At 42.9% G+C, this 12,051-nt stretch carries 10 protein-coding genes; 7 read left to right on the forward strand and 3 right to left on the reverse strand.

Annotated elements, in window-relative coordinates; translation table 11 throughout:
- The first annotated feature begins 498 nt into the window (after positions 1–498).
- Positions 499–2,076 (forward strand): BCCT family transporter, encoded by a 1,578-nt coding sequence (locus NHN17_RS24270; protein WP_255045242.1) that lies wholly within the window; start codon positions 499–501, stop codon positions 2,074–2,076.
- A gap of 223 nt (positions 2,077–2,299) precedes the next feature.
- Positions 2,300–2,860: a putative ATP-dependent zinc protease gene (locus tag NHN17_RS24275; protein ID WP_255045243.1), complete on the forward strand. Its 561-nt coding sequence runs from the start codon at positions 2,300–2,302 to the stop codon at positions 2,858–2,860.
- Positions 2,861–3,112: 252 nt separating this feature from the next.
- Here NHN17_RS24275 and NHN17_RS24280 read toward each other — a convergent pair whose 3' ends face one another.
- Positions 3,113–3,310, reverse strand: coding sequence for a hypothetical protein (locus NHN17_RS24280; protein WP_255045244.1), 198 nt, complete (start codon positions 3,308–3,310; stop codon positions 3,113–3,115).
- A gap of 491 nt (positions 3,311–3,801) precedes the next feature.
- Here NHN17_RS24280 and NHN17_RS24285 point away from each other — a divergent pair, with 491 nt between their 5' ends.
- Positions 3,802–5,088, forward strand: a complete 1,287-nt coding sequence (locus tag NHN17_RS24285) for an L-lactate MFS transporter (RefSeq protein ID WP_255045245.1) — start codon at positions 3,802–3,804, stop codon at positions 5,086–5,088.
- Positions 5,089–5,202: 114 nt separating this feature from the next.
- Entirely contained in the window at positions 5,203–6,009 is an 807-nt protein-coding gene (locus NHN17_RS24290) for a bifunctional 5,10-methylenetetrahydrofolate dehydrogenase/5,10-methenyltetrahydrofolate cyclohydrolase (protein WP_255045246.1), read from the forward strand.
- A 280-nt stretch (positions 6,010–6,289) separates the two neighbouring features.
- Here the strand turns inward: NHN17_RS24290 and NHN17_RS24295 are convergent, their stop codons facing one another.
- Positions 6,290–6,784: an outer membrane beta-barrel protein gene (locus tag NHN17_RS24295; RefSeq protein ID WP_255045247.1), complete on the reverse strand. Its 495-nt coding sequence runs from the start codon at positions 6,782–6,784 to the stop codon at positions 6,290–6,292.
- Positions 6,785–7,063: 279 nt separating this feature from the next.
- On the opposite strand from NHN17_RS24295, the gene NHN17_RS24300 reads away from it, so the two are divergent.
- Complete coding sequence (locus NHN17_RS24300) at positions 7,064–7,954, forward strand: homocysteine S-methyltransferase family protein (RefSeq protein ID WP_255045248.1); 891 nt, start codon at positions 7,064–7,066, stop codon at positions 7,952–7,954.
- An 82-nt stretch (positions 7,955–8,036) separates the two neighbouring features.
- On the opposite strand, the gene NHN17_RS24305 is transcribed toward NHN17_RS24300, so the two are convergent.
- Positions 8,037–8,408 (reverse strand): hypothetical protein, encoded by a 372-nt coding sequence (locus tag NHN17_RS24305; protein ID WP_255045249.1) that lies wholly within the window; start codon positions 8,406–8,408, stop codon positions 8,037–8,039.
- A 473-nt stretch (positions 8,409–8,881) separates the two neighbouring features.
- Between NHN17_RS24305 and NHN17_RS24310 the strand changes: the two genes are divergently transcribed.
- On the forward strand, positions 8,882–9,715 hold the full coding sequence (locus tag NHN17_RS24310; protein WP_255045250.1) for a LysR family transcriptional regulator: 834 nt from the start codon (positions 8,882–8,884) through the stop codon (positions 9,713–9,715).
- Between the two features lie 807 nt (positions 9,716–10,522).
- Positions 10,523–11,980 carry a guanitoxin biosynthesis MBL fold metallo-hydrolase GntH gene (gntH, locus tag NHN17_RS24315; protein WP_255045251.1) on the forward strand — a complete coding sequence of 486 codons (1,458 nt, stop codon included), beginning with the start codon at positions 10,523–10,525 and terminating at the stop codon, positions 11,978–11,980.
- The last annotated feature ends 71 nt before the right edge of the window (positions 11,981–12,051 follow it).

Genomic DNA, 12,051 nt, shown 5'->3' on the forward strand with positions numbered 1-12,051 from the left:
AGTGGGCTTGGAGCATAAAAATTCCCTCCAGTTGCTGCCTACTTTAAGTGTAGCAACAACTTAAGGGAACATAGCGTAATTATTAGGTGGTTGCCGTTTTTATATATTGTATTTATGTGGTCTTTCATGACTTTATTTCCTAGCCTTTGCTTCGAATAATTGGAGGTTGAAATACGGCAGTATTGAAGGTCATAAACGCTATCTGAGCCACCTTCTTTGGCTACTTAAAGCACATAATGTTTCGAATCCTAAAGAAGCACTAAATAACACGTTTAGTAGTCCAATGTTTAGTGCCCGTATCAATGAGATCGTCATGGGGTGCAATAAATAGTACAAAAAACCATCATATTGCTGTATTTGAATTGTTTATCAAGAGCTGGTAACCTGTGTTGACATTATTAATTGTTTAGTGCTCTAAATTGTTTTATTGTCACTAGCAATTCAAATGTGCTTTTCTTGGATAGGGAAGCATCAATAATAAAGCGTTTAAAGAGTATTATGGATAGTGTACTAAAGAAATATAGTATCGAGACGACCGACTATCAGGTGGGTCAGGACAACATTCAGAAATGGGGTTTTGATATACATAACCCTGTGTTCGGCACCAGCGCTGGGCTCATCTTAATTTTCCTCGCCGCACTTTTTTTCATCGACCCTGAAACAGCTAAAGAAGCGCTAAACAGCGTGAAAAATGGGATCCTCAACGATTTTGATGTGTTCTTCATGTGGCTGACTAACTTTTTCCTTGTTTTCACTATTGGGTTGATGCTCTCGCCATTGGGTAAGATCCGAATTGGTGGTAAAGAAGCTCAGCCAGAGCATTCCAGGGTATCTTGGCTGGCGATGCTGTTTGCTGCAGGTATGGGTATCGGTTTGCTATTTTGGGGAGTTGCCGAGCCTACGGCCTACTTCACCAATTGGTGGGGTACACCGTTCAATGTTGAGCCGTATACCGAAGATGCTAAAGCATTGGCTATGGGTGCGACCATTTTTCACTGGGGTATCCACGGTTGGGCGATTTACGCCATTGTTGGTCTAGCGTTGTCATTCTTCGCGTTCAATAAGGGCCTTCCTCTGTCTATCCGCTCTGTGTTTTACCCAATTTTTGGTGATAGGGCATGGGGCTGGCTGGGCCACGTTATCGATATCTTAGCGGTATTGGCGACATTGTTTGGCTTGGCGACATCACTTGGTTTGGGTGCACAGCAGGCAACCAGTGGTATCAACCATGTGTTCGGTACTGAAGGTGGTATCGGTATGCAGATGGGCGTGATTGCGTTTGTAACGGCGATTGCGATTTTCTCTGTGATCCGCGGTATTGATGGCGGGGTAAAACTGCTAAGTAACGTCAATATGGTGTTTGCCTTTGTATTGTTGGTGTTTGTGGCATACGTTGGCTTTGATGTGGTGAAAGTGGCACTGCCAGAAACTTTCATGGCTTACTTTGGCAATATCGTAGAGTTGAGTAACCCGCATGGACGTGATGATACCACCTGGATGCATGGCTGGACTGTGTTCTACTGGGCATGGTGGATTTCATGGTCACCATTTGTCGGTATGTTTATTGCCCGAGTATCTAAGGGCCGAACAGTGCGTGAGTTTTTGTTCGCTGTGATCTTTGTACCAACCCTGATGACTATTATCTGGATGTCAATTTTCGGTGGCATAGCTATCGATCAGGTTGTAAATAAAGTCGGTGAGCTAGGGGCGAATGGCTTGACTGATATCTCGCTAACCTTGTTCCATGTATACGATGCACTACCGTTTAGTTCTGTGATTTCAGTGTTGTCTATTGCCTTGGTTTTGATCTTCTTCATTACCTCGTCAGACTCAGGCTCATTGGTTATCGACAGTATTACTGCTGGCGGTAAAGTCGATGCACCCGTACCTCAACGCATCTTCTGGGCAACAGTCGAGGGGGCAATTGCTGCGGCCATGCTATGGATTGGTGGTTCGGAAGCACTGCAAGCATTCCAGTCTGGTGTTGTTGCAACAGCCTTGCCATTTAGCTTTGTCTTGCTGTTGATGTGTGTGAGTTTGGTTAAAGGTTTAAGAACTGAGCGTGCTCTTTACTAGATTCCACTTTTAATTAAAAAGGCCTCAAACAGTGTTTGAGGCCTCTGCTTGTATTATATTCAAAACCGCGGTTAGCAATAACCGCGGTTTTTTGTAGAAAATTGTAAATGGTTTTTGCTGTTACTTGAGGCTGTCAACTTACTTTGCAAGTATGTTCTTAGGCTTAGTGATAGTGATTTCTGTATAAGTCATATTAGAACGAATAACATGAAAGGGAGTTGTCATGTTGAAGGTGCAAGGAAGTAAAGGGGCGTTCGTATCCGTCATTTCGCTCATGCTATCGGCAGGCGTATCGGCGAGTGAACACACTCAAGGTCATGTTCAAGGAGATGCTGCACAAACGTGTGGTATTGAGACGGATAAAAAAGTCATAGGACAGAAAGAAACCTTCTATTTACCAGTAGCCAATTTGAATTTTCGCTCACGGATTGATACCGGGGCTACCCGAACCTCTCTTCACGCAACCAATATTGAGATAGAAGATTTCTCGAACGAAGCAGAAGACAACATTGGTAAGATGATTAACTTCATCACAGCCAATGAACAGGGTGAAAGTGTACACATGCGCAAGAAGATCACCCATGTGCGCCAAATCCAAAACTCCCTTGGCACTGAAATGCGATACAGCGTAAAGCTGGACCTGAGCTTGGCCACTCGCGACTACAGTGTTGAAGCGAATCTAAAAGACAGAAGCCTGATGTCTGACAAGCTTCTTATTGGCCGCAATCTATTGGCCTGTAATTATGTGGTGGATGTTTCTAAGGCTACGGTATTTGGTATATAAAGTGGTAGATATAAATGAGGGTTATTGATTAGCTGTATACGCCCGATAAGGCCAAGGTCATGTAATGTCTTGTACAATACCCAAGTGTTACCGCCACAATAAACCAATGCATCAGCTTGGTAATGGCTACTGCGAATCACGGCGTAACGGGTAACCAATACGTTTTAGCTAGCTTGCAGGTAAATACTTCTGTGATCGTTGGTAGGGTGAATTCCATTACGTTAGTGTTGCCTGTAATTTTGCCATTACTGACTAGTGAACAAACCTTGATGGTTGATCATAGGTTGCTTCCAACTGTAGTTGTGCGGTTTCTAATAAATGAAGTAACTGACTTACTTTTTGTGTTTTACCATGAGCAACTGCCTCCCTGATTTGTCTGTGATAGCGGCGTACTTGTTGAATACACTGCTGACGCTGAAAAATGCTTCGTAAACCTTCTGCCTGATCCATATAGCCCTCACTCTTTTGCTTTGTGCTTTTGTATTGGTTGAATCGATATTTAACCAGCAAAATAGCGTTTGTTTTTCAGGGAATTGTCAATTTACTATCAATTTATCTTTAACTTTTGATTTTTGTAATCAGTATTGTTGATTAATATTTAGACAAACTTAGCGCTGCTATTTCAAAAAATAACTACCAAGAATGGAAAGTTAGATTGCAAATAGTAGGAGCGAGCGATCAGATACCGCGGATATACCGAGTTGTTTGAAGTGTGTTAAATCATGATGAAAGTATTAAATATTAATTTTATCAATAGCTTAAAAGGTGTTCTTTTATGTGTTTTATAATCTTAAAAAAACGCCTAATTTCATTTTGTATGCCATTGAAAATCTTTATTTCAGCATTAACTTTTAGTAATGCCAGCGGCATTTTGCCTTTGTTTTTCTCACAATTTATTTCATATAGTGTATTGCTGTCTTCGAATTTTAGGTAACTCAAAAATGAAAACAGCACAAGTGAAAAACCGCTGGTTAATAGCTCTCGCTGCGGTAGGTATTCATATTTCCATTGGTTCAGTTTATGCTTGGAGTGTATTCTCCAATCCGCTTCATGAGGCTTTTGGTTGGGATTTACAACAGATCTCGCTAACCTTTGGTATCGCTATTTTCTTCCTTGGCGCTTCTGCAGCGGTAATGGGCCATGTGGTTGAGAAAAAAGGGCCACGCTTCACAGGCATGATTGCTGCTAGCTTCTTTGGTATAGGTATTGCCGGCGCAGGTGTCGCTGTTGCGATGGAAAGTCTATACATGCTGTACTTTAGCTATGGTGTTTTGGCGGGTATCGGCCTTGGTATGGGCTATGTTACACCGGTTTCGACACTTATTAAGTGGTTCCCTGACCGTCGTGGTTTAGCAACCGGTTTGGCAATTATGGGTTTTGGTTTTGCTTCCATGATTGCAAGCCCAGTAATACAAGCATTGATTAGTGCTGTTGGTCTGTCCTCTACTTTCTACATCATGGGTGCGACATACTTTGTTGTTATGCTTTCTGCATCGCTTTACTTAGAGCGTCCACCAGAAGGTTGGAAGCCAGCTTCTATGATTGAAACCAAAGAAGCCGGTACTGTTGCTAAAAAACCAGCAGGTGATCTGAACCAATCAAGTGCTAACGATGCGGTACGTACTCCAACGTTCTGGGGCCTTTGGGTGATGATTTTCATCAACATCACTTGTGGTATCGCTATTATTTCTGCGGCATCACCGATGGCACAGGAAATTGCGGGTCTAACAGCAATGGAAGCAGCAACGATGGTTGGTGTCATGGGCCTACTAAACGGCCTTGGTCGTCTACTATGGTCTGCAGCTTCTGATTATCTGACGCGTCCGAACACATTCATGATGTTCTTTGTTATCCAGATTGTCGCTTTCTTTATGTTGCCTTCACTTTCACACGCACTTGCTTTCCAAGCCGTCGTCTTCGTTATCATGACTTGTTACGGTGGTGGTTTCTCTACACTTCCAGCATATATCGGTGACCTTTTCGGTACCAAGCAATTAGGTGCAATCCATGGCTACGTACTTACAGCATGGGCGCTTGCGGGTCTATCTGGCTCATCACTAGCGGCTTTCGTGCGTAACCTTACTGGTAGCTACACCATGACTATGTATATCTTCGTGGGTATCTTGACAGTGGCGTTGGCGATTTCTGTTGTGATGAAAGTGCACGTAACGAAAGTACTACGCGCTAAAGAGCAAGAAGTGGTTGAAGCGACACCAGTTACTGCATAATCTGTAGAGATAGGGCAATTATGTGATAACAAACACATTTTAATTGTCCTATCTCAATGTTGAAGTAGAATCAGTTGGTTATAAACAAGAGATTCGTCACAAACAGTAAGTAGTATGAAAGCAGTAATTAATACACTCTATGAAGCCAAGTTGGCTGAACTTAAAGAGATAATCGATACAGACAGCGTGCCCGTTCAACTGACTATTGTTACTGTCGGTGATGATCCTGCTAGTAAGGTCTATGTGAGAAACAAGGTTCGCCTTTTTGAGGCTCTTGAACTTCCTTGCCATCATATTATCCTTCCTGAAGAAGGGACAACACAGGGCGATCTCGATAGCTTGGCTGCGAAAACTGATCATCCTATCTTATTCCAATTGCCTTTACCTAACGGTTTGGAAGCTCCAGATCTACCGGCTGCGGTTGACGTCGATGGGTTTGGTTCTGAAGCGCTCGGACAGTTGGTACTAGGGCAGAACCCGGTACTTCCATGCACAGTGCAGGCGGCGATTGATATTATCGAGTTGCACTGCGGTGAGTTTAGCTTCCCGGGTTTGAAGGTTGCTATTCTGGGTCGTAGTAACATTGTTGGTAAGCCTCTGGCTATTGAGCTAATCAATCGTCAGAGTACGATATCGAGCTTTAACAGCCGATCAGATCTAGCGGCTGTTGATTGGAATAAGTTCGATGTCATTGTGGTTGCAACCGGTTACCACGGTACGTTGGATAATACTCAGTTTATTGAAGGTCAATTGATCATTGATGTGGGTATTAACCGTATCGACGGTAAGTTGGTGGGTGATATTAAGCACCAAGATGGCCATCTATCCGATGCGGCGATTACACCTGTACCGGGTGGAGTAGGTCGCTTAACTTGCCTGAATGTATTGGGCAATGCAGTTAAGCTGTGCCAAGCTAAGTAATTATTTTAATAGTTACTATACCGTTATGAAGGCGCTACTCAGGTAGCGCTTTTCTTATATGTAACAGGTGTTACGACAGAAAGTATTTCGTTGCCTTAAATTTGGCTACTTTATACCAACCTACATAAATATTTGATCAGTCTTGCTGGTTAAAACCGCTGTTCTCTGCGTTAGATATTTTGTCATTAGAGCCACTAGTTACTGCAATATCTGCCTTGATAACAACGATTTTTCCAGTGCAAATACTTGATCAACGACTTATCCAGATTGGTATTATTGGTTAGATTTTTAGGCCAATGGTAACGGAAAATTGGTCAATATCAACGTCAACGCCCTGATCTTCCATGTCAAAAAATTCTTGTCTTACATCAACATAGAAATTTTTATAAGATGCTCGTGCACCAAAGCCGAAATATACGCCATTGTCATCATAGAAGTTCTCGTCATATAAATAGAGACCACCTGAAATGAAAGGCTTTATCGAGACATTTTCTCTGTAGAATGTATAGCCGGCATCGCCACCTAGCTTCAGTGTATCACCACGCAAAATGCTTTCGTTATTTTGCTCGTACGAGACGTGAGCGCTAAGGTATTTGTTGAAATCATATCCAAACTCAAGTTTGATACCATCCCCATACCCAAAGCTTAGCCCCATCACCTCAGCATCAGTCGTGCTATAACCAATACCTAAACGCTGGCGGTTTTCATCGTTTGCGCTGACTTGGGAAGACAACGTTATAGCAAGTGTAACGGCAGCAATATATAGATTTTTCATGTACTTATAGCCTTTATGTTCAAAATCGGCTTAAGCGTATAGAAATAATTGGTGGAATAAAACGCTATTTTCGATGTAGTCGCGCTGGATATTTAATATCGATAAAGCCATCACTACTGGCATTAAGGCAAAGGTGAAATTTCGACTTTAAAAAAGTGAAAACGTGACAGGTGACACGCTACCCCAGTATCAGTATCAAGCCGTATTGAATGTTCATTCGGTGAGTTTATTGGCATTATGGTTCAATTAAATCAGTAGTTAAGTTGTATAGAGTTTATCATGAAGAAAGTAACCATACTTGACGGTGGAATGGGGCGTGAGCTCAAACGCATTGGAGCACCCTTCTCCCAGCCTTTATGGAGTGCACAGGCACTTATTGAATCCCCTGAGTATGTCTATCAGGCACACCAGCGCTTTATTGAAAGTGGTGCTGAAATCATTATTGTCAATAGTTATGCTTGCGTCCCTTTTCATCTTGGTGAAACCCTGTATGCATCCGATGGCCCTCGTTTAGCCGGTGAGGCCGCTGCTATCGCTCAGTCTGCTGTAGCAGAAAGCGAACGAGAAGTACGTGTAGCCGGTTGCATTCCACCGGCTTTTGGGAGTTATCGACCGGATCTTTTCAACCCCGTTAAGGCTGTCGGTATATTTACGTCTCTCTTTGGTGCGCAAGACCCGTATGTTGATGTTTGGATTGCAGAGACTATCTCTAGTCTTGACGAGTTCGAGGTGATTCAAGCTGTTCTGAGTGACACCAATAAACCATGTTATTACGCCTTCACTCTTGATGATACAGAGGGAGAGGGTAGATTAAGATCCGGTGAGCCTGTCAATAAGGCGGCTAAGCGAGTCTGTGAGGTGGGCGGAGCGGGTATTTTCTTTAATTGCTCGGTGCCTGAGGTCATGGAGCTAGCGATTAAGGAGGCCAAAGCGGTTACTGATGGTTTTAATGCGGATATAGAAATTGGTGCCTATGCCAATAATTTCACGCCAATAAAGTCTGATCATCAGGCCAACGATACCTTACAGGCAGTACGGGAGCTTTCACCGAGTGATTATGTAGATTTTGCTAAGTGCTGGTATCAAGCTGGTGCGAGGACGATTGGTGGCTGCTGTGGTATTGGGCCGGAACATATTCATGCATTGGTAAAGTGGAGAGATACGCTTTAAGCGAGTCATACCCAGCTATCTCGTCCACTTTTCCAACGGTTTCTAAGCCAATAAATGGTTTAAGTGTTTTACTTGGCTGGTACTAATGCGCTGGCGAAGGCTTAAGCAGCTGGCCTAGGTAGCGTACCACGTGTGCGGCATCTTGTGCTGTGGTGTTAATTTTGGCGATGATCGCGTCAGCGCGTTCGTCGTCTTCTTTAAACATCAGCTTTACTTTGTTATTCATCGCTTGGGCATTTTCAAGCTTCTGCTTACAGTCCTCAAACAAAGCCGTTAGAAATTCCATATCGACTTCACCGCCTTTGATGAACATGTCAGCCGCAATTCGGTATACGGTGTGGAACTTGTTGGCCATGTCTTTCTGATTTGTTTGACCTTCTTTGGCCCAGTCTTCAGCCCAACCTTTGAAGATAATGGCGATTTGAGGGTTTGGAATAATGTTTACTTGTGGCATTCGAACTGTCCTTCGGCGTGATACTGCGATTTTAACAGGCCAAGTGTAATGGAGCAGGCGATAGGGTTAAAGGGATAGGGTGGTATATGCTTAATTAGCGAGCAAGTTGTGATCAGTTCATCGGGCCAATACATACTTAATGTGTGCTTTACTCCCGCAATTTTTGCGGCTTATTGGTATTAGGAGTCAGTCATGTATCAAGGATCAACTGGGGGTTAAGTCTCTTAACCGAGGTCAGAACCAAAAAAGTGATCGGATACCTCAATTAACATTACTCTAGCCAAATTAGCCCCACAGAATCAGCAATGGTAGAAGCCATTGAAAAAGCGTTATAGTTTAAGTGACGGCCAGTTCAGCGAATTAAAAGTCATCTCGGGTTGTATAGGTGGCATTCTCTTTCGGTTGGTAAACAGGTGTGGCCCCGTACAAAGGTTATATTACGGATTGGCATTAGCCTAAAGGAGCATTTGAAGATGGATCTGAATCTGCTAAGTACTTTTATTGCCGTGTACAAAAATGGCTCAATTACCCTGGCGTCCGAGCAACTTGAACTGAGCCAACCAGCGGTTAGTGCAGCCATTAGGCGGTTAGAGAAGATAGTTGGTAAGCCGTTGTTTGTGAGGGAAGGGCGAGGTATCTCCCCTACAGGCGCTGCAGTAGCCCTTGCCAATAAAATCGAGTCACCACTTTCGGTATTGGAAACGATAGAGACACAGAAGAATACGATTAAAGTCTATTGCCATGAGGCGTTGATGCACATCGTTGCCAGTACGCCTGATATTATTTTTATGGAAAGCCCGTTGAGCGAAGAGCAGATCTTTGATGACTTGATGACACAGAAGGTTGATCTTGCTATCGATGTGATAACCACTAAACAGCATGCGTATATTACGGAGGATTGCTGCTTAGAAACACCGGTTTGTGTTTCACGCGTCAATCATCCAAGGCTACAAGGTGACCTAACACTTGAGGAATTTTATAATGAAAAGCATGTCGCCCTTAAACTGAAGCGAGCTGACTTGGATACGCTTAATTTTTTATCAAAAGTGCCTGTTAAGCCAAGAGATGTTGCCATCGAAACAAGTTCCATTTCGAGTATGTTGGTTTTGGTTGCTAATAGTGATTACCTTGGAGCAAGTAGTGCTTCTGTTGCAGATAAATTAGCGCCATTACTTGGGTTAAAGGTACATAAATTTCCCTTCGAGCTGGAAGATATTGCATTTAAGATGGTTTACCATCGCCGTTATATTGATGATCCCCTTCATAAAACCATCCGTGAGCAACTTAAAAAACACCTGAATATATAATACCAACCTAAATAAGTATTTGATCCGTTTTACTGGTTAAAATCGCTGCTATCTATGTTAGAGATTTTGTAATTAGAGCCACTAGTTACTGCAATTTCTGCCTTGATAACAGCCATTTTTCCTGCGTAATACATAGATCAATTACTTATCCAGACTGGTATAAATAGAATTTATGTATGACCATAAGTTGACTTTCTTTAAATAAAGCACGATGTGTTTAATACTGTTACTCCAACATCAGTGGGGTAACAGTGATAAACCTCGGATATTCACAAAATGATTGCCACCAAATGATAGTAACTTGCAAATGGACTTGCTAATCATGACGGAGAAGTAACGGTGAATTACCGCAAGTTTATAGATCGACTAATTAATTTGTTGGCACTGCTTTTAACTTTTGCATTTTCAGCACTACCAACACTCGCTCAAGTTTATTGAATATGCTGACATAACTTACTATTTGTTTGTACGACCTCGCTTTTGCCGTCCATTGGGCGGCTTTTTTTTTGCCTGAGGAACATAATACCAACCAATATAAATATTTGATCAACGACTTATCCAGACTGGTATAAGAGCTAATTGAAGGAGAGCAAAGTGGGCAACCTCACTGATGCATAGGCTGTATATAGCCATAGATACATAAATAAAAGTGAGGTTTTATCTAAAGTTCAGACCCTATATCGGTTAACTCTTTATCGGCATAATTAGCTCATCAACGGAGCACGGAGTGAGTAGCAAACTCATAGGCTCAGGCAAAACCCCATATGGATGTGGCCCTGTTTTCTCATTCACAGTAGGCACTTACATATGAAGAATAGCAGAACACTAACAACACTTGCAGGGGCAATTTTGGTCTCGACAAGCGCATTGGCTAATAATCCGTTTGAACATTATCAATCAGAGAATTCAGCCAGTTTTAGTGGTTATAAGCATTTCAATTACGAGCAAAACGTCAGTACCGAAGAGTTATTGAAACAAGGCGGTAAGATTTATTCATCACCAGAAGAAATACACGCCATTTTGCAAGGTGGTTTAAAAAACGATATTCAAACTGGTGAAGAATTATGGAAAGAAGGTTTGATGTTTGATGGCATTGAGCCGATGGATCACATGGTAACCGCTGCAAACTGGTATCCCCGTACGGAAGAGCTGATATACAACGAAATGCGAGTTACTTTTATGGGGACATCGCCAATGATCCGCCCAGGACAAGCGAATACATCGATTTATGTTGAGCTAGGTAATGGTGATAATTTCGTGTTCGACTTGGGTGAGGCATCAATAGCCAATTACATCGGTGCTGGTGTCGCGCTTAATGAACTGGATAAAGTTTTCATCACCCACTTACACGTTGACCATTTCGGCTCGCTACCTTACCTATACCAATTTGGCGGGTGGAACGGACGCTGGGAAAAGCCGCTGACCATTTATGGTCCATCAGGGCGTAACCCAGAAGATGGTACACGCCATATGGTAGAAGGCATGTTGCAGATGTTGTCCTGGCACCAAGATGCATTTGACGTATTCCCATCGGGTAATGACATCGAAGTTGTTGAGTTCGATTTTAAAGATGATGGGGGAATTATCTATGATGTGGATGGTGTAAAAGTTTCCCACTGGCGTCGTTCACACGCAAAAGATGGCGCGTCAGCTTACCGTTTAGATTGGACAATCAATGACGATGAAAATTTGTGTTTTGTCTGGACGGGTGATGGCCGGCCAACCGAGCTTGATGTGAAATACGGGAAAGGTTGTGACTTATTTGTCACAGAAACACAAACAGAGCTAGTTGGGCTCTCATCGATTGTGCAAGGTGTCCCGGCGTTCCTTACGCGTTACACCATTGATACTCATCATACGTCAGCGTTCGCCGCTGGTTGGTTAGCGAATGAAGTGCAACCGCGCCTGTTCATGACAACGCATATGGAATTTGACCCATATTACAATAACGAAACGGTTGCTCAGGTACGTGAGCATTGGAAAGGGCCATATCATTTTGGTGCGCCAGATATGATCGTTGCTAATGTCACGCCGGATAAAGCTTGGGTTCGAGAGGGGATTATTCCTGATTTTCCGAATAACCGAGCGCCACAGTTCAACCTCAATGATGGAGAGGTGTTCAGAGTGCCTATGCCGAAGAATTCACGGGCTGATATTCAAGAGCAAGAGATCCGTGATTTAGAAATTGATGAGTCTTTGTATTATCCAGAAGGTTATCATCCCCAGCTGCTAAAAGAGTGGCCACTTGATAGAGATTTGATGTAACCGTTCACCAGACCCCCATTGAAAAATCATTTGTGATCCATCGCACTTGATCCGCTTTTCCTTCTTGAGTG

The organism is Photobacterium pectinilyticum (assembly GCF_024357955.1).
GTDB classification, from domain to species: Bacteria; Pseudomonadota; Gammaproteobacteria; order Enterobacterales; family Vibrionaceae; genus Photobacterium; species Photobacterium pectinilyticum.